The organism is Streptomyces sp. NPDC002577 (assembly GCF_053594815.1).
On record NZ_JBSFWK010000001.1, the window covers coordinates 286,073 to 309,856 of the forward strand.

General features: G+C 71.4%; 20 protein-coding genes. 6 read left to right on the forward strand and 14 right to left on the reverse strand.

Annotated features, from left to right (window positions below; genetic code table 11):
- Positions 1-46: 46 nt before the first annotated feature.
- Positions 47-1,456 carry a type I glutamate--ammonia ligase gene (gene glnA / locus ACWD4J_RS01325; RefSeq protein ID WP_451393185.1) on the reverse strand — a complete coding sequence of 470 codons (1,410 nt, stop codon included), beginning with the start codon at positions 1,454-1,456 and terminating at the stop codon, positions 47-49.
- 273 nt (positions 1,457-1,729) lie between these two features.
- Between glnA and ACWD4J_RS01330 the strand changes: the two genes are divergently transcribed.
- Complete coding sequence (locus tag ACWD4J_RS01330) at positions 1,730-2,137, forward strand: RDD family protein (RefSeq protein WP_451393593.1); 408 nt, start codon at positions 1,730-1,732, stop codon at positions 2,135-2,137.
- 130 nt (positions 2,138-2,267) lie between these two features.
- Here the strand turns inward: ACWD4J_RS01330 and ACWD4J_RS01335 are convergent, their stop codons facing one another.
- The 4 genes from ACWD4J_RS01335 to lipB all read right to left on the reverse strand — a co-directional run bounded on the left by ACWD4J_RS01335 (position 2,268) and on the right by lipB (position 5,443).
- Positions 2,268-2,969, reverse strand: coding sequence for a DUF4191 domain-containing protein (locus ACWD4J_RS01335; protein WP_451393186.1), 702 nt, complete (start codon positions 2,967-2,969; stop codon positions 2,268-2,270).
- Between the two features lie 30 nt (positions 2,970-2,999).
- Positions 3,000-3,203, reverse strand: a complete 204-nt coding sequence (locus ACWD4J_RS01340) for an SCO2195 family GlnR-regulated protein (RefSeq protein WP_451393187.1) — start codon at positions 3,201-3,203, stop codon at positions 3,000-3,002.
- 335 nt (positions 3,204-3,538) lie between these two features.
- On the reverse strand, positions 3,539-4,504 hold the full coding sequence (lipA, locus tag ACWD4J_RS01345) for a lipoyl synthase (protein ID WP_451393188.1): 966 nt from the start codon (positions 4,502-4,504) through the stop codon (positions 3,539-3,541).
- 132 nt (positions 4,505-4,636) lie between these two features.
- Positions 4,637-5,443, reverse strand: a complete 807-nt coding sequence (gene lipB / locus ACWD4J_RS01350) for a lipoyl(octanoyl) transferase LipB (RefSeq protein ID WP_451393189.1) — start codon at positions 5,441-5,443, stop codon at positions 4,637-4,639.
- A 318-nt stretch (positions 5,444-5,761) separates the two neighbouring features.
- On the opposite strand from lipB, the gene ACWD4J_RS01355 reads away from it, so the two are divergent.
- Positions 5,762-7,231 carry a regulator gene (locus ACWD4J_RS01355; protein ID WP_451393190.1) on the forward strand — a complete coding sequence of 490 codons (1,470 nt, stop codon included), beginning with the start codon at positions 5,762-5,764 and terminating at the stop codon, positions 7,229-7,231.
- Between the two features lie 37 nt (positions 7,232-7,268).
- On the opposite strand, the gene ACWD4J_RS01360 is transcribed toward ACWD4J_RS01355, so the two are convergent.
- Positions 7,269-8,666, reverse strand: coding sequence for an NAD(P)/FAD-dependent oxidoreductase (locus ACWD4J_RS01360; protein WP_451393191.1), 1,398 nt, complete (start codon positions 8,664-8,666; stop codon positions 7,269-7,271).
- A gap of 213 nt (positions 8,667-8,879) precedes the next feature.
- Here ACWD4J_RS01360 and ACWD4J_RS01365 point away from each other — a divergent pair, with 213 nt between their 5' ends.
- From ACWD4J_RS01365 to ACWD4J_RS01375, 3 genes are all read left to right on the forward strand, one after another.
- On the forward strand, positions 8,880-9,368 hold the full coding sequence (locus tag ACWD4J_RS01365) for an N-acetyltransferase family protein (protein WP_451393192.1): 489 nt from the start codon (positions 8,880-8,882) through the stop codon (positions 9,366-9,368).
- Positions 9,369-9,497: 129 nt separating this feature from the next.
- Positions 9,498-10,604, forward strand: a complete 1,107-nt coding sequence (locus tag ACWD4J_RS01370; protein WP_451393193.1) for a PP2C family protein-serine/threonine phosphatase — start codon at positions 9,498-9,500, stop codon at positions 10,602-10,604.
- A gap of 91 nt (positions 10,605-10,695) precedes the next feature.
- Positions 10,696-10,926 carry a hypothetical protein gene (locus ACWD4J_RS01375; protein WP_451393194.1) on the forward strand — a complete coding sequence of 77 codons (231 nt, stop codon included), beginning with the start codon at positions 10,696-10,698 and terminating at the stop codon, positions 10,924-10,926.
- 21 nt (positions 10,927-10,947) lie between these two features.
- Here ACWD4J_RS01375 and ACWD4J_RS01380 read toward each other — a convergent pair whose 3' ends face one another.
- The gene (locus ACWD4J_RS01380; RefSeq protein WP_451393594.1) at positions 10,948-11,466 is read right to left on the reverse strand and encodes a DUF4240 domain-containing protein; all 519 of its coding nucleotides are present in this window, start codon (positions 11,464-11,466) and stop codon (positions 10,948-10,950) included.
- Positions 11,467-11,656: 190 nt separating this feature from the next.
- Here ACWD4J_RS01380 and ACWD4J_RS01385 point away from each other — a divergent pair, with 190 nt between their 5' ends.
- Positions 11,657-12,598, forward strand: coding sequence for an SDR family oxidoreductase (locus ACWD4J_RS01385; RefSeq protein ID WP_451393195.1), 942 nt, complete (start codon positions 11,657-11,659; stop codon positions 12,596-12,598).
- 4 nt (positions 12,599-12,602) lie between these two features.
- Here the strand turns inward: ACWD4J_RS01385 and ACWD4J_RS01390 are convergent, their stop codons facing one another.
- From ACWD4J_RS01390 to ACWD4J_RS01420, 7 genes are all read right to left on the reverse strand, one after another.
- Entirely contained in the window at positions 12,603-13,577 is a 975-nt protein-coding gene (locus ACWD4J_RS01390) for a helix-turn-helix transcriptional regulator (protein ID WP_451393196.1), read from the reverse strand.
- Between the two features lie 114 nt (positions 13,578-13,691).
- Complete coding sequence (gene aceE / locus ACWD4J_RS01395) at positions 13,692-16,388, reverse strand: pyruvate dehydrogenase (acetyl-transferring), homodimeric type (RefSeq protein WP_451393197.1); 2,697 nt, start codon at positions 16,386-16,388, stop codon at positions 13,692-13,694.
- A gap of 292 nt (positions 16,389-16,680) precedes the next feature.
- Positions 16,681-17,304: a GntR family transcriptional regulator gene (locus ACWD4J_RS01400; protein ID WP_451393198.1), complete on the reverse strand. Its 624-nt coding sequence runs from the start codon at positions 17,302-17,304 to the stop codon at positions 16,681-16,683.
- A 161-nt stretch (positions 17,305-17,465) separates the two neighbouring features.
- The gene (gene sucB / locus ACWD4J_RS01405) at positions 17,466-19,253 is read right to left on the reverse strand and encodes a 2-oxoglutarate dehydrogenase, E2 component, dihydrolipoamide succinyltransferase (protein ID WP_451393199.1); all 1,788 of its coding nucleotides are present in this window, start codon (positions 19,251-19,253) and stop codon (positions 17,466-17,468) included.
- Positions 19,254-19,330: 77 nt separating this feature from the next.
- Positions 19,331-20,719: a dihydrolipoyl dehydrogenase gene (lpdA, locus tag ACWD4J_RS01410; protein ID WP_451393200.1), complete on the reverse strand. Its 1,389-nt coding sequence runs from the start codon at positions 20,717-20,719 to the stop codon at positions 19,331-19,333.
- A 332-nt stretch (positions 20,720-21,051) separates the two neighbouring features.
- Positions 21,052-22,590, reverse strand: a complete 1,539-nt coding sequence (locus ACWD4J_RS01415; RefSeq protein WP_451393201.1) for a leucyl aminopeptidase — start codon at positions 22,588-22,590, stop codon at positions 21,052-21,054.
- Between the two features lie 375 nt (positions 22,591-22,965).
- Entirely contained in the window at positions 22,966-23,763 is a 798-nt protein-coding gene (locus ACWD4J_RS01420; RefSeq protein WP_451393202.1) for an adenosylcobinamide-GDP ribazoletransferase, read from the reverse strand.
- Positions 23,764-23,784 lie beyond the last annotated feature (21 nt).

Below are 23,784 nucleotides of genomic sequence, written 5' to 3' on the forward strand. Positions count from 1 at the left end.
TCGATCGGCTCAGGAGCGCGGAAACCCGCTCTGACCTGCGGCGATCTTAGATGTCGAAGTACAGCTCGAACTCGTGCGGGTGCGGCCGCAGCTGGATCGGGGCGATCTCGTTGGCGCGCTTGTAGTCGATCCAGGTCTCGATCAGGTCGGAGGTGAAGACACCGCCGGCCTGCAGGTACTCGTTGTCCTCCTCGAGCGCGTCGAGGACGGCGGGCAGCGAGGTCGGGACCTGCGGGACGCCCGCGTGCTCCTCGGGAGCGAGCTCGTAGAGGTCCTTGTCGATCGGCTCGGCCGGCTCGATCTTGTTCTTGACGCCGTCGAGGCCCGCGAGGAGCAGCGCCGAGAACGCCAGGTACGGGTTCGAGGACGGGTCCGGGGCGCGGAACTCGACGCGCTTGGCCTTCGGGTTCGAGCCCGTGATCGGGATACGCATGGCCGCGGAGCGGTTGCGCTGCGAGTAGACCAGGTTGACCGGGGCCTCGAAGCCGGGGACCAGGCGGTGGTACGAGTTCACCGTCGGGTTGGTGAAGGCCAGCAGCGACGGGGCGTGCTTCAGGATGCCGCCGATGTAGTAGCGGGCGGTGTCCGAGAGGCCCGCGTAGCCCTGCTCGTCGTAGAACAGCGGCTCGCCGCCGTTCCACAGGGACTGGTGGACGTGCATGCCCGAGCCGTTGTCACCGAAGATCGGCTTCGGCATGAAGGTCGCGGTCTTGCCGTTGCGCCAGGCGACGTTCTTCACGATGTACTTGAAGAGCATCAGGTCGTCGGCCGCGGCCAGCAGCGTGTTGAACTTGTAGTTGATCTCGGCCTGGCCGGCGGTGCCCACCTCGTGGTGCTGGCGCTCGACCTGCAGGCCGGCCTTGTTCAGCTCGAGGGAGATCTCGGCGCGCAGGTCGGCGAAGTGGTCGACCGGCGGGGCCGGGAAGTAACCGCCCTTGTAGCGGACCTTGTAACCACGGTTGTCCTCGAGGGCGCCGGTGTTCCAGGCGCCGGCCTCGGAGTCGATGTGGTAGAAGGCCTGGTTCGACTCGGTGGCGAAGCGCACGGAGTCGAAGACGTAGAACTCGGCCTCGGGGCCGAAGTACGCGGTGTCGGCGATGCCGGTCGACGCGAGGTAGGCCTCGGCCTTCTTCGCCACGTTGCGCGGGTCACGGCTGTACTGCTCGCCCGTGATCGGGTCGTGGATGAAGAAGTTGATGTTGAGGTGCTTGTCCTTGCGGAACGGGTCCAGGCGAGCGGTGGACAGGTCCGCGCGCAGCGCCATGTCCGACTCGTGGATGGCCTGGAAGCCGCGGATCGACGAGCCGTCGAACGCAAGCTCCTCGGTGGGGTCGAACGCCTCCGCCGGCACCGTGAAGTGCTGCATCACGCCCGGAAGGTCGCAGAACCGGACGTCGATGAACTTGACGTCCTCGTCTGCGATGAACTTCTTTGCCTCGTCGGCGTTCTGGAACATCCAGCTCCTCCTATCCCGGCCCGGACAGGGGACGCGGGGGTTGTAGCTCGGTCGTGGGCCAGTGCGGTGGCACACGCTGCACCCGACCATAGGGAGGTCGAGTTTCTCTGGCGTGACCCATTTGTTTCGTCGAAGTTAACCGCCCCTGTCGTCTCCTCCCTCTCTACCACCCCGGCAGCCGGAGCGCATATAGGGGCGCAGTACCGTGGACGGGTGAACAACAGGGAAGTAATCGGATCGTGGCTCTCGGGACCGCGCCAGGCGGCCGAGGACATGGGCGTCGACTTCGGCTACCGGGGTGAGCAGCTCGGTCTGCCGAAGCAGGGGCCGGGCTCGGTGGCGCCGCTCGGCCGGCGTGTCGGCGCGATCGTCGTCGACTGGGGGCTGTGCGTGCTGATTGCATCCAGTCTGATCACTGGCAGCTATGACCAGTCCACCAGCTCCTGGGCCCTGCTGATCCTCTTCGTACTGAACGTGCTCACCCTCGGCACTCTGGGCTTCACACCGGGTAAGCGTTTCTTCCGGCTGCGCGTCGTGGGCGTGGACGGCGGCCGGCTGGGCGTCGGGCGGGTCCTGGCGCGCAGCGTCCTGCTGTGCCTGGCGATCCCCGCCCTGATCTGGGACCGCGACAGCCGCGGCCTGCACGACCGCCTGGCCCGCGCGGTCCAGGTCCGGTTCTGAGACTCACCCGACGAGGCTTCTGAGGCTCACCCCGCCCCGACGAAGCCGCGCCCGGCCCGGTACGACGACGGGGCGCCCGGAACCGAGTGGTTCCGGGCGCCCCGTCGTCGTAGTGGGAACGGCGGCAGTGTCAGCGCGCCTTCGGGCCGCCGCGCGGCATCCGCATGCCCTTGGGCATGGGGCCCTTCGGCAGCGGCATGTTGCTCATCAGGTCGCCCATCGCGCGCAGCCGGTCGTTCGTCGTGGTGACCTGCGGGCCGGTGAGGACGCGCGGGAACTTCAGCAGTGTCGTGCGGAGCTTCTTCAGCTCGACCTGGCCCTCGCCGGTACCCACGATCACGTCGTGCACCGGCACGTCCGCGACGATGCGGGCCATCTTCTTCTTCTCGGCGGCCAGGAGGCTCTTCACACGGTTCGGGTTGCCCTCGGCGACCAGGACGATGCCGGCCTTGCCGACGGCCCGGTGCACGACGTCCTGGCTGCGGTTCATGGCCACCGCCGGGGTCGTCGTCCAGCCGCGTCCGATGTTGTCCAGCACCGCGGCGGCCGCGCCCGGCTGGCCCTCCATCTGCCCGAAGGCGGCACGCTCGGCCCGGCGTCCGAAGACGATCGCTGTCGCCAGGAAGGCGAGCAGGAAGCCCAGGATGCCGAGATAGATGGGATGACCGATCAGGAAGCCGATCGCGAGGAAGACACCGAAGGTGACGATTCCCACAGCCGCGAGAACAAGACCGATCTTCTTGTCGGCCTTGCGGGTCATCTTGTAGGTCAGGGCGATCTGCTTGAGTCGCCCGGGGTTCGCAGCGTCCGCTGCAGTTTCCTTCCTCGCCATGTCCTGAAGTCTACGTGGCCCAGGAAGTGCCTACGACGTGCGGGCTGCCACGGCCTCATCGAGCACGCGCTGGGCCTCGACCCGGTCCTTGGCCCGGCGCCGGTCCTCGAGCACCGAGGTCCAGGCGTTGCGGCGGGCGGTGCGCTGTCCGCCGCTCATGAGCAGCGACTCGACGGCGCGCAGAGCACCGGTGAACGACGGAATGGCGGTGGCGCGTAGGGGCGCGGCCTGCATGATGTGGATCCCCCTCGGTAGCGGCGTGGAAGCGAGTGCTGAGGGCCCGGGTGCACGGGCGACGGGTTGTGCGGTGCACGTTGTGTAGACCCAGAGTCACTGATTGGTGTTACCAGGGCATGACCGACCGGTCAAACACGAATGAAACCCGGATGCGTTGGGGTGAAACGCCGACGCGGCCCCGGTTGTGCCCCTCATCTGCGGGGACTCCCGGGACCGCGTCGAATCGGCCGCTACCGGCCGGTAGTTTCTTGTGCTCAGATTCACACAGTCAGCCTGATCCAGTGTCAGGCGACCGCCGCCTTCCGCTTGCGCTGGACGGCTTGCGGCTTGCCTCAGACCGCCTGCGACGCCACGTACGCGCCTCGCCTCTCGATCGCCATCTGGTACAGCCGGCCGGCGCGGTAAGAGGAGCGGACCAGCGGGCCGGACATCACACCGGAGAAGCCGATCTCCTCGGCCTCCTCCTTCAGCTCCACGAACTCCTGCGGCTTGACCCAGCGCTCCACGGGGTGGTGGCGCACGGACGGGCGCAGGTACTGCGTGATGGTGACCAGCTCGCAGCCCGCGTCGTGCAGCTGCCGCAGCGCCTCGCTGATTTCCTCACGGGTCTCGCCCATGCCGAGGATCAGGTTGGACTTGGTCACCAGGCCGAAGTCACGGGCCTCGGTGATGACCTTCAGGGAACGCTCGTAGCGGAAGCCCGGACGGATGCGCTTGAAGATCCGCGGCACCGTCTCGACGTTGTGCGCGAAGACCTCGGGGCGGGACTCGAAGACCTGCTGGAGCAGTTCAGGAACGGCATTGAAGTCGGGCGCGAGCAGCTCGACCTTGGTGTGCCCGCCCTCGCGGCCCGCGGTCTGCTGGTGGATCTGACGCACGGTCTCGGCGTACAGCCAGGCGCCGCCGTCCTCCAGGTCGTCGCGCGCGACGCCGGTGATCGTGGCGTAGTTCAGGTCCATCGTGACGACGGACTCGCCGACGCGGCGCGGCTCGTCACGGTCGAGCGCCTCGGGCTTGCCGGTGTCGATCTGGCAGAAGTCGCAGCGCCGGGTGCACTGGTCGCCGCCGATGAGGAAGGTCGCCTCGCGGTCTTCCCAGCACTCGTAGATGTTCGGACAGCCCGCCTCCTGGCAGACCGTGTGCAGGCCCTCGCTCTTCACGAGTTTCTGCAGGGCGTTGTACTCGGGGCCCATCTTCGCCCGTGTCTTGATCCACTCGGGCTTGCGCTCGATGGGGGTCTGGCTGTTGCGGACCTCCAGGCGCAGCATCTTGCGTCCGTCGGGTGCGACTGCGGACACGTCGGGCGCCCCTCTCTCCGTTGCGCGGCTTCGATTCGTCGGCGCACACCAGCGTACGCCCGTGCTGTGCACGCCCTTGCCTCCGGGCAACCTCCGAGTGCGGGGGTGCATTCCCGGGCGCGGGACCGCCGGCTAGGCCGGGGTCCGCTCGATCTCGCGCGGCTTCGGCTCCGCGTTCTCCAGGATGTCGAGCAGATGCTTTTCGGCCACCGGCAGGACGTCCGCGATGGTGATGTCCCGACCCAGCTCGTCCGCCAGCGAGGCCACACCCGCGTCGCGGATGCCACAGGGCACGATGCGGTCGAACCAGGTGTTGTCCGGGTTCACGTTCAGCGCGAAGCCGTGCATGGTCACGCCCTTGGCGACCCGGATGCCGATGGCGGCGACCTTGCGGTCCTCGCGGCGCTGGCCGGCGTTGGAGGGGGCGTACTCCGGGCCGTTCAGCCGGGGGTCGAACTCCTCGTCCTGCAGCCGCGGGTCGAAGTCGAGCGACAGCCCGCCGAACGCCGGGCGCTGCGCTGCCTCTTGTCGGGGCTCGCCGAGCACCCACACGCCGCTGCGACCTTCGACCCGGGTGGTCTCCAGGCCGAACTCCGCGCACGTACGGATCAGGGCCTCCTCGATGCGGCGTACGTGGGCGACGACGTCGACGGGGCGGGGCAGCTTCAGAATCGGATAGCCCACCAGCTGGCCCGGCCCGTGCCAGGTGATCTTGCCGCCGCGGTCCACATCGATGACGGGGGTGCCGTCGAGGGGGCGCTCGCTGTCCGCCGTGCGCCGACCGGCCGTGTACACCGGCGGATGCTCGAGCAGCAGACAGGTGTCCGGAATCTCGTCCGCGAAACGGGCGGCGTGCACGCGGCGCTGCTCGTCCCAGGCCTCTTGGTAGTCGACGGCGTCCGCACCGAATCCCATGCGGACGAACCGCAGTTCATTCACGGCAAGTGCCTCCTAAAACCTTCACCATGCACATATGCCCCCAGCCACTGTACGGGCATGTACGGCAGGGGGTCCGGGCCGGTCCTCCGCCGGTTCGCGGCCGCCCTCGGCGCGGGCACTCGGCTGCCCCTCCGGCCGCTCGCCGTCAGGCCCTCCAGGAAATCCTCACACGATCGGATGAATGCAGGTCGTGGCCGGGAAGAGGGGCCCCGCCGACCGCTAAATTCACGCCAGTTCCCTCTGCCATGTCATGAGGGTTCCTTGTGTGAAGTCATGAGGGATGTACCGCGGCCCGGAAGGCAGGAGACCGCACAGCAGATGACGGAACGACCTCCGCAGCGCACCCCGAACCGCCAGCTAGCCGCGCTCATCGCAGAGGCAGGGTTCTCCAACGCCGGCCTGGCCCGCCGCGTCGACCAGCTCGGTCTGGAACACGGGCTCGACCTCCGGTACGACAAGACATCGGTGACCCGCTGGCTGCGCGGCCAGCAGCCCAGGGGCACCACACCCGCGCTGATCGCCGAGGTCTTCACCCGGCGCCTCGGACGGCGGCTGAGCGCACAGGACCTCGGGCTCGACGCCTGCGCACCGGTCTACGCGGGCCTGGAGTTCGCGGCGACCCCCGAAGAGGCCGTCGACATCGTCAGCGGGCTGTGGCGCAAGGACTCGGGCAGCCATGCGGAGCTCCGCAAGATCGCCTTCACTCCGGCCGGGCTCGTCGTGCCCAGCCGGGACTGGCTGATCGGCCGCGCCGACGACCGCGTGGGCCGCGGCGACCAGCTCCCGGCCGTCGGACTCGTGCCCGCACAGGGCAGGCCCGGGGGGCCGCGGCCCGTGCATCCCGCCGCCGGCCGGGGGAGCGCGGGATCCGAGCGCGCGTCCGGGCAGCGGGTGAGCAGCGGCGATATCGCGGCACTGCGCTCCGTCGGCGAGCTGTTCCGCACGCTCGACCACGCCTACGGCGGCGGGCACGCACGGCAGGCGCTCGTCCGGTATCTGGAGCACGAGGTCGAGCCGATGCTGCGCGGGACGTACGGCGAGCAGACGGGCCGCCGTCTCTTCGCCGCCGCGGCCGACCTGACCTGCCTCGCCGGCTGGACGTCGTTCGACATTGCGGCGCACGGCCTGGCCCAGCGGTACTTCGTGCAGGCACTGAGGCTGTCCCAGGCCGCGGGGGACCGGGCGTACGGCTCGTACGTACTGGTCACCATGAGCCGCCAGGCGGTCTATCTGGGGCACGGGCGCGAGGCCGTACAGCTGGCGAGGGTCGCCCAGCAGGGTGTCGGCACGACCGCCCCGCCCGTCGTACAGGCGCTCCTGCACGCCGTCGAGGCGCGTGGGCACGCCGTGCTCGGCGAGGTGCGGGCGTGCACGGCCTCGCTCGCGCGGGCCGAGCGCGCGCTCGACGCCGCGCGTCCCGGGGACGACGTGCCGCATTGGGCGCGCAGCTTCGACGAGGCGCAGCTCGCGGACGAGTTCGGGCACTGCCACCGCGACCTCCAGCAGTACCGGGCCGCGGCGCAGCACGCCGAGCGCTCGCTGCAGCTGCGCCCGCACGGTTTCGCGCGCAGCCGTCTGCTGTGCCGCGTGGTTCTGGCCTCCGCGCGGCTCGGCCTCGGCGAACTGGACCAGGCCTGCAGGCTGGGCGCGGAGGCCGCGGGCCAGGCCGCGGAGATGCGGTCGGTACGGGCCGTCGAGTATGTACGCGACTTCGAGCGGCGCCTCGAGCCGTACCGGGACGCCGCGCCGGTCCGGGGATATCGGGACAAGGTCGCCGCGCTGGGGTGAGCGCAGGCGGCGCCGGGTTGCTCAGCGTGGGTGGGGTTCAGGCGGCCGTGGGCACGGGGTCCACGGCCGTCGGCACGTCCACGCCGAGATCGGCGGCCAGGGCGTGTGCGGCGCGGCGGCCCGAGTGAAGCGCCCCCTGCACCGTGCTCGTGTCCCGGTGATCGCCGCACACGTACAGGCCGGCCAGCAGGCGCACCGGGCGGTGCAGATCGTGCGGTGCGGGCATCGCGGGCACGGCCTCCGGATCGTGGTGGACGGCCAGCGTCTCCCAGCCGGAGGTCGACGTTCCGTACAGCTCGGCCAAGTGCGCGCGCACCAGGGAGTCCAGGCCGGGCGGGGGCGGGCCGAGGACGGTCGACGAGACGAGGGTGCGGCCCGCCGGGGCGCGTGACGGGTCGACCTGGCTGACCACGGCCGTGTACGCGACGGGGCCGCGGCGGTCCGCGTCGAGCAGCAGCGCCGGCTCGGCCAGCGGCGGTTCCGACGTGGCGTGGTGCACCACTGTCACCGGGTGGAAGGACGGTACCCGCAGCCCCGGCAGCAGCTCTGCCGCGGTGCGGGCGCCGGTCGCCACGAGTACGGAACGGCACGGGAATTCGCCGTGGCCCGCCGTCCTCACGGAGGTGGTGGACACCTCCGTGACGCGTACGCCGGTCTGTACCGTGCCCGGTGGCAGCGTGGCCGCCAGCAGCTCCGGAAGCATGTCGGCGCCGCCCTCCGGCAGGCACAGGCGACCGCGGGCGAAGGCGTGCAGCGCCAGGTCCGCGCACCGGCTCGACGTCGTCAGACCGGGGTCGCCGAGCAGGGCCGAGAGCAGGGGGCGCAGAAAGCCGTCGACGGTGCGGGACGGCAGGCCGCGGGTGGCGAGGGCCTCGGCGGTGGGGTGTTCGGGGCGGGTCAGCAACCGCTCCGCCGGGGTGGCGGCGAGGCGTCCCAGGGCCGCGGCGAGGCGGGCCTGGTCGAGGGCGCCGCCGAGCGGGGGTGCCGGGCGTGCGGTGAGGGGAGCGCGAGGGGTGCGGGGAGAGCGGGGGGTTCGGGGGGCGCTTGCGAGCGTGCGTGCTGCGATGAGTGCGCTCCTTGCGCTACTCCTTGCGCCGCCCCTTGCGCCCTTTGTGCCCCTGGGTATCGCCGGTTGCCCGGCGCGGTGATGGCGGCCGTCGCTGTACACCAGGACCCCGGAGGAGAACGGGCGGAGGGCGAGTGCGTCGAGTCCCGGAGTGCTGCGCAGTTCGGGATACGAGGTGAACAGCAACTGGCCGATACGGTCGAGTCGGAAGCCGTCGACCTTCTCTGTCGACATTCGGCCGCCCGCGTAAGGGGCGGCCTCCAGGACGACGGTGGTTACACCGGCCCTGGTCAGGTGGTGCGCGGCCGCGAGTCCCGCGACTCCGGCTCCCACGATGACGACGTCCGCAGTCTTCACCGGCTCTAGCACGTGCCCCTCCCCGAGTTGGGCGGCTGGTGGAGACCTCATGCCCCCAACAGGGCCGCGGAATGCCGGAGTTCGGGGCGAGCATCAGCCGATGGTGGACACAACCCACGACGGCGGGTACCCCCGCGTCGTACAGGGGCGGGGCCGGGGAGAGCGAGCGCTGGGCACCGGTGCGGAACCGATCAGGCCGGTCGAACCGGCCGTACAGTGGCCCTCATGCCCGTCCCGTACATACGTTTCGCGCTGCCCGAGGACGAAGAGGCGCTCGGGCGCCTCGATCGTGCGGCCTGGTCGACCCTGCATGCCGTCAGACCCAGGGAACAGCCTCCGTACGACCCCTTCTTCAATGAACGCTTCGGGCCCCGCGACCACCTCGTCGCCGAGAACGGCGGCCGGATCGTGGGCTACGTCCGGCTGGCCCTTGCGATCCCGCTGCCGTCGAACGCGCATGTGCGGCAGATCCAGGGGCTCGCCGTCGCCGACGAGGCGCGCGGTCTGGGCGTGGGCCGTGCGCTGGTCCGGGCGGCCGTGGACGAGGCCCGCCGCCAGGGCGCCCGCCGTATCAGCCTGCGCGTCCTCGGTCACAACACCCCCGCCCGCAAGCTCTACGAATCCGAGGGGTTCGTGGTCGAGGGAGTGCAGCCGGGCGAGTTCTATCTCGCCGGGGAGTACGTGGACGACGTGCTGATGGGACGCAGCCTTTAGGCCACCCGCCACCCGCCACCCGCCATCCGCCACTCGGAACGGCACGGCCCGGCGTGCGTCCGCGCCCCCGGCGTAGGAGCGTGAAAGAAACGGCCGGAAAGCGACGGGGCGGCCGGAGGGAGTGCGGTGATGAACGGGGCCGCGTCTCGGCGCCGGGACGATGATGAGCGCGCCTGGTTGCGCGGGGCTCCGCCGCCCCGGTGGTTCCGGCTGCTGCCCCTCGTACTGATCGTCGGGCTCACCGCCGCGGGTCTCGCCACCTCGCGCAGGTTCGACGTCGGTTTCCTGCTCGCCGCGATCCCGCCGCTGGCCGCGCTGTCGTACGGGCCAGCGGCCACGGCTCTGCTCGGCGTCATCGTCCTCGGCCTGCTCGACCTTCCGTGGCCGGACCTCGGTCAACCGGGCGAGATCGATCTGGTGACGGTCTCCTTCATCGCCCTGCTCAGCGTGGTCATCGCCTGGGTGCGCAGCCGGCGCGACGCCCAGCTGATCAATGTGAGCGCGGTCGCCGAGGCGGTCCAGTTCGCCTTGCTGCCGCCGCTGCCCGAGCGCGTGGGGCACGTGCGCTGTGCGGGCCTGTATCGGGCGGCCCATCGCGGGGCCCTGGTCGGCGGAGACCTGTTCGAGGTGCGTGACGGTCCCTACGGCGTACGGGCGCTGGTGGGCGATGTGCAGGGGCACGGCCTTGCCGCCGTCGGCACCGTCGCCGCCCTGCTCGGCGCGTTCCGGGAGGCCGCGCTCGACCAGCCACAGCTGGCGGGGGTCGCGGACCGGCTCGACCGCAGGCTCGTCGTGGACTCGGCCGGGGTGAGAAACGCGGAGCTCTTCGCGACGGCCGTACTGCTGGAATTCACCGGCGGCGCCCGTGCCGTGCGCATCGTCTCCTGCGGCCATCCCCGCCCGCTGCTGCTGCGCGGCCGTACGGCGACCGAGCTCCGGGTGCCTGCCGGACTGCCGCTGGGCCTCGGCATCGCGGCCGGCTCGCCCGAGGAGCTCGTCGTCCCGCTGGAACCGGGCGACCGGCTGTTCGTCGTCACCGACGGGGTCACCGAGTCACGCGACGGTTCCGGTGCCTTCTATCCGCTCGCCGACCGGCTGCCCGTACTCAGCGAGGACGATCTGGCCATGACGACCGACGTGGTGTGGAAGGACTTGGTCCGGTTCGCCGGAAGCGTCCAGGACGACGCGACGATGCTCGTCTTCGCGCCGGAGCCGGAGCCGGAGCCGGAGCCCTAGGGCCACCGTGCACAGGCACGGTGTATCGGGCGCACAGGTTCCTCCGAGGCCCGCCTCCTAGCGTGAACGCAACGAACCGGAGGTGGGGATCATGAACAAGCACACGAAGGCCGACGGCCCCCAGGCGCAGCAGTCCTGGGCGGGCGCGGTGCTCCGCAAGCCGTGGACGGTTCTTTGTGTCGCCGCGTCTGTCGTCGTGGGACCGACCGCCGCCACCGCCTCCGCCCTCGACCGGGCCAACGCCGCTCCGCCGCACCACTTCACCGAGCCGCGCGCGACGGGTGCGCCGGGGGCCGCGAGGTGGAGCCGGGCTGCGGCGTAGGCGCGAGTCCGACGACCGGGCCTACGACCCGAACCGCTCCCACAGCTTCGGATACCGCACCGACAGCGCCGTCTCGTTCTCGAAGTCGATCGGCGTGCCCTCGGGCTCCGGCGGTGCCGATGGGATGCCGAGGTCGGGAGCGACGGTTCCGGTGAGTTCCTCGTACGCCTCGTCCGCCGCGTAGCCGAGTTCCTCGCCGTCCCCGTCGATCTCCTCGTCGAACTCGTCGAGGAGGGCGGCGAGCGAGTCGGGGTCGTGCATCGCACCTTCGAAGATCTCGCGGCCCTGGCCGATCAGCCAGCAGCGGAAGAAGTCGAAGGCGTCGTCGCTCGCCCCGTCGAGCAGTACCCAGGCGGCGCCCCACAGATCCCAGCGGTACGCGCGGTTGTAGCGGGACTCGAAGTGCCGGGCGAAGTCGAGTACGGAGTCCGGATCGGACTTCAGCAGCCTCTCGACGAGCAACTCGGCGTGGTCCTCGGGGTCGCCCTCGGCGGCCTCGCGGGTGCTGTCCACGATCTCCCAGAACTCCGTCTCGTCCATCACGCCACAAGCATCGGTCCTGGGGATGGGCGATGCACGCGGAGTGGGACAGATGCAGCTGTTCCGTTATGTGCGCAATGGGCGCAGAAAGGCAGGCGCGTAGTACGACAAGCCCGGCGCGCGAAGTGCTTCAGAAAGCCGGACAGAAGATGTCGGGTTTACGCGGGACGCTCGTCGTATGGAGAGTCCTATGGAGAACGCACAGCCACTCGGGGGAAAGATCGCTCTGGTCGCGGGCGCCACGCGCGGTGCCGGGCGCGCCATGGCGGTGGAGCTCGGGCGCGCCGGGGCCACCGTGTACGTGACGGGCCGTACCACCAGGGAGAAGGTCAGCGAGGTCGGCCGCACCACCGAGACCATCGAGGAGACCGCCGAGCTCGTCGACGCAGCCGCCGGCACCTCCGGCGCCGGGATCGCCGTACCCACCGATCACCTCGAGCCGGACCAGGTGCGCGTGCTCGTCGAGCGCATCGACCGGGAGCAGGGGCGCCTCGACATCCTCGTCAACGACGTGTGGGGCGGCGAGCACCTGGTGGGCGAAGTCCTCGAGACCAAGCCGAAGATGTGGGAGTACGACCTCGGCAAGGGCATGCGGATGCTCGAACTCGGCGTCCGTACGCACATCGTCACCAGCAGCCTGACCCTGCCTCTCCTGGTGCGGAACCCCGGCGGACTGGTCGTCGAGGTCACCGACGGCACCGCCGGGTCCAACAGCCGCTATCGCGAGAACTTCTACTACGACCTCGCCAAGAACGCCCCCATCCGGATGGCGTTCTGCCTCGGCGAGGAGCTGAAGGACCACGGCGGTACGGCGGTCTCCCTCACTCCGGGATTCCTGCGCTCCGAGCAGATGCTCGACACGTTCGGCGTCACCGAGGAGACCTGGCGCGACGCGATCGCGAAGGTCCCGGAGTTCGCGATCGCCGAGTCTCCCGCCTATGTCGGCCGGGCCGTCGTGGCGCTGGCCGCGGACCCGGACAGGCAGCGGTGGAACGGGCGGTCGCTGTCCAGCGGCCAGCTCGCCGCGGAGTACGGCTTCACGGACGCCGACGGCTCCCGGCCGAACGCGTGGGCGTACTTCGAGGAGGTCGTCTTCGGCGGGAAGGACGCTCCGGCGGAGGACTACCGGTAGGGGACTACTCGTACAGCTGGTGCATCCGGGCCGCCGCCTCGGCGAACCGTTCGCGCAGACCGGTGGGCTCCAGCACCTCCGCCTCGGGCCCCAGAGCCAGGAGTTGGCTGTGGGCGACCTCGTCCGACTCGACGGGCAGGGTGACGGTGATCCTGCCCTGCCCGTCCGGTTCGCCGGCGGCCTCCAGGGCCTCTCGGGCGGCGGTGGCGTCGGTGACGCCCGGCAGCCGCCGGGCACCGGCCTCGGAGAGCCGTACGACGACCTTCGAGCGCAGGATCGAGCGGGCGAACTGCGCCGCCCGCTCCTCCCAGAAGGCGGGCAGGTCGAAGGTCTCGTCGCGTTCGAAGCGTTCATCGGCCGGTGTCACCGCGTTGAACCGGTCGATGCGGTAGACGCGGAACGAACCGGAACCTCCGGTGGCGCGGGCGCACAGGTACCAGACGCCCGCCTTGAGGACGAGCCCGTACGGCTCCAGCTCCCGCTCCACCTGGGCGTCCCGGCGCCGGTAGCGGGCCGTGATCCGCCGGTCGTCCCACACCGCGTCCGCGACCGCCGGCAGCAGTTCGGGTGCCTTCGGTTCCTGGAACCACGCGGGCGCGTCCAGATGGAACCGCTGCGCCGCCGTACGCGAGGCGTCGCTCAGGGACGGCAGCAGGGCGGCGGACACCTTCAGCCGGGCCGCCGACGCCGCGTCCTCCAGGCCCATCTCGCGCAGGGCGCCCGGCACCCCGGAGAGGAAGAGGGCCTCCGCCTCGCTGCGGGCGAGGCCCGTCAGCCGGGTGCGGTAGCCGCCGATGAGCCGGTATCCGCCGGTACGGCCCCGGTCCGCGTACACCGGGACGCCCGCCTCGGAGAGCGCCTGCGCGTCCCGTGTGACGGTCCGCTCGGAGACCTCCAGCTCGCGGGCCAGCTCGGCGGCCGTCATGGACGGGCGGGACTGGAGCAGCAGCACCATCTTGATGAGGCGGGCGGCACGCATGACCCTCATGATGCCGCGCACGCCGCCGCGCGGGCACGGCCGGACATGACGGCGCCCCCGGGCCGGGGGGAGGACCGGGGGCCGGGGGCGCGTCGTCTGGGGAGCGAGGGGCGGCTACAGGCCGTACTTCTCGCGGGCTTCCTTCACCGAAGCCGCCGGCACCTCACCGCGGCGGGCGAGCTGCGCGAGCGCCGCGGCGACGACCGACTCGGCGTCGACGCCGAAGTGGCGGCGGGCGGCGTCGCGGGTGTCGGAGAGGCCGAAGCCGTCCGCGCCCAGCGAGGAGTAGTCCTGCTCGACCCACTGCGCGATCTGGTCCGGGACCTGGCGCATGTAGTCGCTGACCGCGAGGACCGGGCCCTCGGCGCCCTGCAGCGCCTGGCGGACGTACGGCACGCGCTCCTCGCCGCGCAGCAGCGCCTCGTCGGCCTCCAGCGCGTCGCGGCGCAGCTCGCCCCAGGAGGTCGCGGACCACACGTCGGCGGCCACGCCCCACTCCTCGGCGAGCAGCTTCTGCGCCTTGAGCGCCCAGTGGATCGCGGTGCCCGAGCCGAGCAGCTGGATGCGGGGCGCGTTGGCGGGCACCGTCAGCCCGGCCGACTCGGCCGTGTTGAAGCGGTAGAGGCCGCGCACGATGCCCTCGTCGACACCCGCGGGCTTCGCGGGCTGCGGCATCGGCTCGTTGTAGACGGTCAGGTAGTAGAAGACGTCCTGGTCCTCGCCCGGCTTGGCCTCGCCGTACATCCGGCGCAGACCCTCCTTGACGATCGCGCCGATCTCGTACGCGAACGCCGGGTCGTACGTCAGGGCCGCCGGGTTCGTCGCGGCGATCACCGGCGAGTGGCCGTCGGCGTGCTGCAGGCCCTCGCCCGTCAGCGTCGTACGGCCGGCCGTGGCGCCGACGAGGAAGCCCTTGCCGAGCTGGTCGCCGAGCTGCCACATCTGGTCGGCGGTCCGCTGCCAGCCGAACATCGAGTAGAAGATGTAGAAGGGGATCATCGTCTCGCCGTGCGTCGCGTACGACGTGGCGGCGGCGATGAAGTCCGCCATGGAACCGGCCTCGGTGATGCCCTCGTTGAGGATCTGGCCGTCCTTGGCCTCCTTGTAGTACATCAGCTGGTCGCGGTCGACCGGCTCGTACGTCTGGCCCTTCGGCGAGTAGATGCCGAGGGACGGGAAGAGGCTCTCCATGCCGAAGGTGCGCGCCTCGTCGGGGACGATCGGCACCCAGCGCCTGCCCGTCTCCTTGTCGCGGATCAGGTCCTTGACCAGGCGTACGAAGGCCATGGTGGTGGCGACGGACTGGCTGCCGGAGCCCTTGTCGAAGGCCGCGAAGGCCTTGTCGGCCGGGACGGGCAGCGGCGCGACCGGGTGGACGCGGCGGGCCGGGGCCGGGCCGCCGAGGGCCGCGCGGCGCTCCTGGAGGTAGCGGACCTCGGGGGAGTCGGCGCCGGGGTGGCCGTAGGGCACCTGGCCGCCCTCGAAGGCGCTGTCGGCGATGGGCAGGCCGAGCAGGTCCCGCATCGTCTTGAACTCGTCCACCGTCAGCTTCTTCATCTGGTGGTTGGCGTTCTTGGACGCGAAGCCCTCACCGAGCGTGAAGCCCTTGACGGTCTGGGCGAGGATGACGGTCGGCGCGCCCTTGTGCGCCAGGGCCGCCTTGTACGCCGCGTAGACCTTGCGGGGCTCGTGGCCGCCGCGGGACAGGTGGAAGCACTCGAGGATCTTGTCGTCGGACAGCAGCTTCGCCATCTCGACGAGCGCCGGGTCCTTGCCGAAGAAGTCCTGGCGGATGTAGGCGGCGTCACGGGTCTGGTACGTCTGGACCTGGGCGTCCGGGACCTCGCGCAGACGGCGGACCAGGGCGCCGGTGGTGTCGAGCTGGAAGAGCTCGTCCCAGGCGTTGCCCCACAGGGTCTTGACGACGTTCCAGCCGGCGCCGCGGAACTGGGCCTCCAGCTCCTGCACGATCTTGAAGTTCGCGCGGACCGGGCCGTCGAGGCGCTGCAGGTTGCAGTTGATGACGAAGGTCAGGTTGTCCAGACCCTCGCGGGCGGCCAGCGCGAGTGCCGCGGTCGACTCGGGCTCGTCCATCTCGCCGTCGCCGAGGAACGCCCACACGTGCGAGGCGGAGACGTCCTTGATGCCGCGGTTGGTCAGGTAGCGGTTGAAGCGCGCCTGGTAGATCGCGGAGAGCGGGCCGAGGCCCATGGAGACGGTCGGGAACTCCCAGAGCCAGGGGAGGCGGCGCGGGTGCGGGTACGAGGGCAGGCCGTTGCCGCCGGCCTCGCGGCGGAAGTTGTCGAGCTGCTCCTCGGCCAGGCGGCCGTCGAGGAAGGCGCGGGCGTAGATGCCGGGGGACGCGTGGCCCTGGATGTAGAGCTGGTCGCCGGAGCCGTCACCCTCCTTGCCGCGGAAGAAGTGGTTGAAGCCCGTCTCGTAGAGCCAGGCGGCCGAGGCGAAGGTGGCGATGTGGCCGCCGACGCCGTATTTCGAACCGCGGGTCACCATCGCGGCCGCGTTCCAGCGGTTCCACGCCGTGATCCGGGCCTCCATCTCCTCGTCGCCGTCCACGGTGGGCTCGGTGGCGGTGGGGATGGTGTTGACGTAGTCGGTCTCGAGCAGCTTGGGCAGCGCCAGGCCGGCGCCCTCAGCGCGTTCCAGGGTGCGCCGCATCAGGTACGCGGCACGGTGCGGGCCCGCTTCCCTGGCGACGGCGTCCAGGGAGGCCTGCCATTCGGCGGTCTCCTCCGGGTCGCGGTCCGGGAGCTGGTCGAGCTCGCTCGGCTGGATTGCGGTGGGGTCGGTCATTGCGCCGCCTTCCGTAGTCGAAGGGGGTTCCCTTGTCGGTAAGGGTTCGGGGGTGCCCTTGGTCTTTGGCAGGACAGGGCGTAGGGCTCTGGTGAGAGCCCGTCGAAGACTGTAAGCCCCTGATCGATGATCGATCAAAGCCCGGGGTGGTATTTCTTGCCTGGAGGACGAAAGTCGGCACGGGGTGCCTTGGCGGCAGGCACCGGGTGCCTTGTTTTCGCAGGTGGGCGGCGACTTCTGAGCGGCAAGGTGCTCCGCTGTGGGCCAGGGGTACAGGGCGCGGCGCCGCGGGCTACGCGCGCGGGGCGCAGCCCAGGACGTGGGCCTTTACCAGGTCCGCGATCCGCGGGTCCCGGCGGCGGAAGGCCTCGATCAGGGCCTCGTGCTCCTCGGCGTACGACTGCTGGACCGTGCCCAGCCAGCGGATGGACAGGGCCGTGAAGACCTCGATGCCCAGCCCCTCCCAGGTGTGCAGCAGCACGGAGTTCCCGGCCGCCCGCACCATCTCCCGGTGGAACGCGACCGTGTGCCGCACCTGCGCCGTCCCGTCGGAGACCCGGTCCGCGTCGTAGAGCGCCGCGACGTGCGGTTCCAGCGCGGAGCAGTCCTCGGCGAGCCGCTCGGCCGCCAGCTCCGCGGCGATCGCCTCGAGGCCGGCCCGCACGGGGTAGCTCTCCTCCAGATCGGCGGCCGTGAGATTCCGCACGCGGACGCCCTTGTTGGGCGCCGACTCGATCAGTCGCAGGGTCTCCAGCTCGCGCAGCGCCTCCCGTACGGGCGTCTGGCTCACCGCGAGCTCGGTGGCGATGCGCCGCTCCACGATCCGCTCGCCCGGCTTCCAGCGCCCGCTCACGATCCCCTCCACGATGTGCTCGCGGATCTGTTCGCGCAGCGAGTGGACGACGGGCGCGGTCATGCGGTGCTCCAGTCTGGCGACGGCTGACGTCTGATGACGGCTGACGTCTAGACAATACGGCGACGCCCCCGCCCGGAAATGCTCCGGGCGGGGGCGTTCCCGCAGGTGTGGCGAGGCTTACAGGCCTCGACCGGTTTTGACCGGTTCCTACAGGCCGGTTCCTACAGGCCGAGCTCGACCTCGAACTCGCCGGCCTCCAGGATCGCCTTGACCGCGGTCAGGTAGCGGGCGGCGTCCGCGCCGTCCACCAGACGGTGGTCGTAGGACAGCGACAGGTACGTCATGTCGCGGACGCCGATGACGGTGCCCTCGGCGGTCTCGATGACGGCCGGACGCTTGACGGTGGCGCCGATGCCCAGGATCGCGACCTGGTTCGGCGGCACGATGACCGTGTCGAACAGCGCACCGCGCGAGCCGGTGTTGCTGATCGTGAAGGTCGCGCCGGCGAGGTCGTCCGGCGTGATCTTGTTGGCGCGCACGGCGGAGGCCAGCTCGGCGGTCTTCTTGGCGATACCGGCGATGTTCAGGTCGCCCGCACCCTTGATGACCGGCGTCATCAGGCCCTTCTCGGAGTCCACGGCGATGCCGATGTTCTCCGAGTCGAAGTACGTGATGGTGCCCTCGTCCTCGTTGATCCGGGCGTTGATGACCGGGTGGGCCTTCAGCGCCTGGGCCGCCGCCTTGACGTAGAACGGCATCGGGGAGAGCTTCACGCCCTCGCGGGCGGCGAAGGAGTCCTTCGCCGCGGCGCGCAGCCGCATCAGCTTGGTGACGTCGACCTCGACGACCGAGGTCAGCTGGGCCTGCGTGTGCAGCGCCTTCATCATGTTGTCGCCGATGACCTTGCGCATGCGGGTCATCTTGACCGTCTGGCCGCGCAGCGGGGACACCTCGAGGGCCGGGGCCTTCTTCGCGGCCACCGGAGCCGCGGCGGCCGGAGCCGGGGCAGCGGCGGCGGCCTTCGCGGCCTCGGCGGCGGCGATGACGTCCTGCTTGCGGATACGGCCGCCGACGCCGGTGCCCTTGACGGTGGCCAGGTCGACGCCGTGCTCGGCGGCGAGCTTGCGCACCAGCGGGGTCACGTACGCGCCCTCGTCCACCGGCGCCGTCGGAGCCGGGACCGCGGCCGGGGTGACCGGAGCCGGAGCGGCCGGGGCGGGAGCCGGGGCAGCGGGCTGGACGGGAGCCGGGGCGGCAGCGGCCGGGGCGGCCGGAGCAGCGGGCTGGACGGGAGCCGGGGCGGCAGCGGCCGGGGCGGCCGGAGCAGCGGGCGCCACGGGGGCGGCCGGAGCGGCAGGCGCGGGAGCCGGGGCCGGGACGGCGGCCGGGGCGGCACCCGGGGCGCCGATGACGGCGAGCTTGGCGCCGACCTCGGCGGTCTCGTCCTCAGCGACGACGATCTCCAGGAGAACGCCGGACGTCGGGGCCGGGATCTCGGTGTCGACCTTGTCGGTGGAGACCTCGAGCAGCGGCTCGTCGACCTCGACCGTCTCGCCGACCTCCTTGAGCCAGCGGGTGACGGTGCCCTCGGTGACCGACTCGCCCAGCGCGGGCAGGACGACGTCGGTGCCCTGGGCGGCGCCACCGGCCGGAGCGGCAGGCGCGGCCGGGGCGGCCGGAGCCGGGGCGGGGGCCTCGGCGACCGGGGCCGGAGCGGCCGGGGCCGGGGCCTCGACGGCGGCCGGAGCGGGGGCGGCCGCGGGCGCGCCCGTGCCGTCGTCGATGACGGCCAGCTCGGCGCCGACCTCGACCGTCTCGTCCTCGGCGACCTTGATGGAGGCCAGCACACCGGCGGCGGGCGACGGGATCTCGGTGTCGACCTTGTCGGTCGACACCTCGAGCAGCGGCTCGTCGAGCTCGACGCGCTCGCCCTCGGCCTTCAGCCAGCGGGTGACAGTGCCCTCGGTGACGCTCTCGCCGAGCGCCGGAAGGGATACGGAAACCGCCATGGTTTCGGTTGCTCCTAACGAAATTGCGGAAGTCTGTGCTCGTCGCGCCCTGATGAGGCGACTGAAGTGACCGAAGGTCAGTCGTGCGAGTGGAGCGGCTTGCCCGCGAGGGCCAGGTGGGCCTCGCCGAGCGCCTCGCTCTGCGTCGGGTGGGCGTGGATGAGCTGCGCGACCTCGGCGGGCAGCGCCTCCCAGTTGTAGACCAGCTGAGCCTCGCCGACCTGCTCGCCCATGCGGTCGCCGACCATGTGGACGCCGACCACGGCACCGTCCTTGACCTGGACGAGCTTGATCTCGCCCGCGGTCTTCAGGATCTTGCTCTTGCCGTTGCCCGCGAGGTTGTACTTCAGAGCGACGACCTTGTCCGCGCCGTAGATCTCCTTGGCCTTGGCCTCGGTGATGCCCACGGAGGCGACCTCGGGGTGGCAGTACGTCACCCGGGGCACACCGTCGTAGTCGATCGGCACGGCCTTGAGGCCGGCCAGACGCTCCGCCACCAGGATGCCCTCGGCGAAGCCGACGTGCGCGAGCTGCAGCGTCGGGACGAGGTCGCCCACGGCGGAGATGGTGGGGATGTTGGTCTGCATGTACTCGTCGACGAGGACGTAGCCGCGGTCCATCGCGACGCCGACCTCCTCGTAGCCCAGGCCCTGCGAGACCGGGCCGCGGCCGATGGCGACCAGCAGCACCTCGGCCTCGAAGGTCTTGCCGTCGGCGAGGGTCACGCGGACGCCGTCCTGCGTGTACTCGGCCTTCTGGAAGAAGGTGCCGAGGTTGAACTTGATGCCGCGCTTGCGGAAGGCGCGCTCAAGAAGCTTCGAGCTGTTCTCGTCCTCGACCGGGACGAGGTGCTTCAGGCCCTCGACGATCGTCACGTCGGTGCCGAAGGACTTCCACGCCGAGGCGAACTCGACGCCGATGACGCCGCCGCCCAGGATGATCGCGGACTGCGGGACGCGGTCCAGCACCAGCCCGTGGTCCGAGGAGATGATGCGGTTGCCGTCGATCTCCAGACCGGGCAGCGACTTCGGCACGGAGCCGGTCGCCAGCAGGATGTGGCGGCCCTGGATGCGCTGGCCGTTCACGTCCACGGAGGTGGCGGACGACAGGCGGCCCTCACCCTCGATGTAGGTCACCTTGCGGGAGGCGACCAGGCCCTGCAGACCCTTGTAGAGGCCCGAGATCACGTCGTCCTTGTACTTGTGGACGCCCGCGATGTCGATGCCCTCGAAGGTCGCCTTGACACCGAACTGGTCGGCCTCGCGCGCCTGGTCGGCGATCTCGCCGGCGTGCAGCAGGGCCTTGGTCGGGATGCAGCCGCGGTGCAGGCAGGTGCCGCCGAGCTTGTCCTTCTCGATCAGGGCGACGTCAAGGCCCAGCTGAGAGGCGCGCAGAGCCGCGGCGTAACCGCCGCTACCACCGCCGAGGATCACTAGGTCGAAAACGGTGCTGGCGTCGTTCGCCACGTCACGTCCTCCATGCATGTGCGCCGTACGCCGGTCCCCTTCACCGGGGGTCGACCGGCCGGTCGGCTGGTGTTCGGCCGCTCTTTCTTCGGCCCTGTGTGGGGCCCTGTCCTGCCGAGAACCCATCTTCGCACCCTTCCGGCACAGTCGGGACGCCGGGCCTGTGTGTGAGATGGCTCATCCTGCCGCGCCGCACCGCTGTGGGCAGGCGTTCCGCAGGGCGGAACGGGTGGGCACGGCCCACGACGCACGGCGCCCCTCACAGTGGCCGCACAGGGCAAACCCCTGACGCGCGTCCCGGACCAGGCGGGACGCGCGCCAGGTGCGCGGCGTCAGCCCAGGTCGCCCGCGGCCGTGCGCTCCGCAAGCCGCACCAGCGTGCGGACCGCGGAGCCGGTGCCGCCCTTCGGCGTGTAGCCGAAGGGGCCCTGCTCGTTGAAGGCCGGACCCGCGATGTCGAGGTGCGCCCAGGTGATGCCCTCGCCCACGAACTCCTTCAGGAACAGGCCGGCGACCAGGCCGCCGCCCATCCGCTCGCCCATGTTGGCGATGTCGGCCGTCGCGGAGTCCATGCCCTTGCGCAGGTCCGAGGGGAGCGGCATCGGCCAGGACGCCTCGCCGGCCTCCTCCGCCGTCTCGTGCAGAGCCGTACGGAAGGCGTCGTCGTTGGACATGACGCCGAAGGTGCGGCTGCCGAGCGCCAGGACCATCGCACCGGTCAGGGTCGCCACGTCGACGATCGCGTCGGGCTTCTCCTCGGAGGCCTTGGCGATCGCGTCGGCCAGCACGAGCCGGCCCTCGGCGTCGGTGTTGAGCACCTCGACCGTCTTGCCGCTGTACATGCGCAGCACGTCGCCCGGGCGGGTCGCGGAGCCGGACGGCATGTTCTCGGCGAGCGCCAGCCAGCCGGTGACGTTGACCTCGAGACCGAGGCGGGCGGCGGCGACGACCGCGGCGAAGACCGCGGCGGCACCGCTCATGTCGCACTTCATCGTCTCGTTGTGGCCGGCCGGCTTGAGCGAGATGCCGCCCGAGTCGTAGGTGATGCCCTTGCCGACGTAGGCGAGGTGCTTGTTCGCCTCGGGGTGCGTGTACGAGAGCTTGACCAGGCGCGGCGGGGACGCGGAACCGGCGCCGACGCCGAGGATGCCGCCGTAGCCGCCCTTGGTGAGCGCCTTCTCGTCGAGCACCTGCACCTTGATGCCGTGCTCCTTGGCCGCGGCCGTGGCGACGGCGGCGAAGGCCTCGGGGTTGAGGTCGTTCGGCGGCGTGTTGATCAGGTCGCGGGCGCGGTTGAGCTCCTCGGTCACGGCCGTGGCGCGCTCGGCCGCCGCCTTGTGGGCCTTGTCGCGGGGCTTGGCGCCGAGCAGCGCGACCTCGGCGAGCGGGGCCTTGCCGTTCTTCGCGTTCCTGCCGTTCTCCTTGTACGCGTCGAAGGCGTACGCGCCGAGCAGGGCGCCCTCGGCGACGGCGGCGACGTCCTCGGCGTCATCGAGGGGCAGCGCGAACGCGGCCTTCTTCGAACCGGCCAGCGCGCGGGCTGCGGCGCCCGCGGCGCGGCGCAGCGCCTCCGGGGCGTACGCGTCGCCCTTCTGGCCTTCGTCGCCGTTGTCCGGGACCGCGCCGAGGCCGACCGCGACCACGACCGGCGCCTTGAAACCGGAGGGTGCGGGCAGCTTCGTCACCTCACCCTCGCCGCCGGAGGCGCCGAGGGTCTCCAGGACGGACGCGAGCTTGCCGTCGTACGCCTTGTCGACGGCCTCGGCGCCGGGTGCGACGACCGGGCCCTTTGCGCCCTTTGCGACACCGACGACGATCGCGTCGGCACGCAGGCCGGACGCGGCCGCGGTGCTGAGAGTCAGAGCAGTCACGGTGGTGATGTCTCGCTTCCGTTGTGTGAGGTCGAGAGGGGTGGTTCGACCGGGCTCGGCGCAAGCGGTGCCGGGGAAGTGTCCCCGGGGTCGCGTGGTCTGTGCCGGGCCGGAAGAGTGCCGGAAGTGAGCCTACGCGCGGGTTCGCCGTTCGCTCATGCCCGCGTGCGTTCATCCGGCTGTGGTGCCTGCGTCATCCACACGACCGATGCCGGTGGGGTCTGAGCGACACACGGTGCGGGGCGTCCGGCCCGGGGGAGGGGTTCGCTGTTCCGGCAGCTTCATTTTCGCAGGCAGGCCTCGTGGGGGACGCGGGGGCCGCGGTGACGGGGGGACGGGCTCCCGCAGGGAGTGCGTTCTCCGGCCGGCCCGCCGTCACCCCAGAGCGAACACCAGCAGCGCGGCCGTCGCCGCGGTCTCCGCCAGCGCGCCGAAGACGTCACCCGTCACTCCGCCCAGACGGCGCGTGCAGTGACGCAGCAGCAGTTCGGCGGCCGCGCACGCGACCAGCACCGCCGCGGCGCCCCGGACCACGTCGGGCGCCCCGAGCAGCCCGCCGGCCCCCGCGGCCGCGCAGACGACGGCGGCCGCCACGAGAAGCGCCCCGCGCGTGGGCACCGTCCCCGCCACCGCGGCACCCAGCCCCTCCGGGCGGGCCGCGGGCACGCCCGTGCGGGCGGCCAGCGTGAGGGCGAGCCGGGCGGCGGTCGCCGAGACGGCGGCCGCCACCGCGCCGCGCGCCCACGAGACGTCGTACGCCTGGAAGAGCACCGCCACCTGGCCGAGCAGCACGAAGAGCAGCGTGATGACGCCGAACGGGCCGATGTCGGACTGCTTCATGATCCGCAACGCGTCCTCGGCGGGTCTGCCGCTGCCCAGCCCGTCCGCGGTGTCCGCGAGCCCGTCGAGATGCAGGCCTCGGGTGAGCACGGCGGGTACGGCGGCGGTGGCCACGGCGGCGAGCAGCGGGCCCGAGCCGAGGAGCAGCAGGGCGCCGCCGACGGCCGCGGCGAACAGGCCTATGACCAGGCCGGCTACGGGAGCGCAGAGCATCCCGGCGCGGGCGGCCTCACGGTCCCACCGGGGGACGTGGACGGGGAGCGCGGTCAGGGTGCCGAAGGCGAAGCGGAGGCCTGCCGGGCCGGGATCGGAAGAGGACGGGGTCTCGGACATTGGCGCAGGTTAACCGGGCGC

Excerpts from the sequence above, each read along its gene's own strand:
- aceE (WP_451393197.1), bottom strand. The coding sequence starts at position 16,388 with ATGACCGACCCCACCGCAATCCAGCCGAGCGAGCTCGACCAGCTCCCG.
- sucB (WP_451393199.1), bottom strand. The coding sequence starts at position 19,253 with ATGGCGGTTTCCGTATCCCTTCCGGCGCTCGGCGAGAGCGTCACCGAG.
- ACWD4J_RS01340 (WP_451393187.1), bottom strand. The coding sequence starts at position 3,203 with ATGCAGGCCGCGCCCCTACGCGCCACCGCCATTCCGTCGTTCACCGGT.
- ACWD4J_RS01335 (WP_451393186.1), bottom strand. The coding sequence starts at position 2,969 with ATGGCGAGGAAGGAAACTGCAGCGGACGCTGCGAACCCCGGGCGACTC.
- glnA (WP_451393185.1), bottom strand. The coding sequence starts at position 1,456 with ATGTTCCAGAACGCCGACGAGGCAAAGAAGTTCATCGCAGACGAGGAC.
- ACWD4J_RS01330 (WP_451393593.1), top strand. The coding sequence starts at position 1,730 with ATGGGCGTCGACTTCGGCTACCGGGGTGAGCAGCTCGGTCTGCCGAAG.
- ACWD4J_RS01400 (WP_451393198.1), bottom strand. The coding sequence starts at position 17,304 with ATGACCGCGCCCGTCGTCCACTCGCTGCGCGAACAGATCCGCGAGCAC.
- ACWD4J_RS01390 (WP_451393196.1), bottom strand. The coding sequence starts at position 13,577 with ATGCGTGCCGCCCGCCTCATCAAGATGGTGCTGCTGCTCCAGTCCCGC.
- ACWD4J_RS01380 (WP_451393594.1), bottom strand. The coding sequence starts at position 11,466 with ATGGACGAGACGGAGTTCTGGGAGATCGTGGACAGCACCCGCGAGGCC.
- ACWD4J_RS01355 (WP_451393190.1), top strand. The coding sequence starts at position 5,762 with ATGACGGAACGACCTCCGCAGCGCACCCCGAACCGCCAGCTAGCCGCG.
- ACWD4J_RS01385 (WP_451393195.1), top strand. The coding sequence starts at position 11,657 with ATGGAGAACGCACAGCCACTCGGGGGAAAGATCGCTCTGGTCGCGGGC.
- ACWD4J_RS01420 (WP_451393202.1), bottom strand. The coding sequence starts at position 23,763 with ATGTCCGAGACCCCGTCCTCTTCCGATCCCGGCCCGGCAGGCCTCCGC.
- ACWD4J_RS01370 (WP_451393193.1), top strand. The coding sequence starts at position 9,498 with ATGAACGGGGCCGCGTCTCGGCGCCGGGACGATGATGAGCGCGCCTGG.
- ACWD4J_RS01375 (WP_451393194.1), top strand. The coding sequence starts at position 10,696 with ATGAACAAGCACACGAAGGCCGACGGCCCCCAGGCGCAGCAGTCCTGG.
- ACWD4J_RS01365 (WP_451393192.1), top strand. The coding sequence starts at position 8,880 with ATGCCCGTCCCGTACATACGTTTCGCGCTGCCCGAGGACGAAGAGGCG.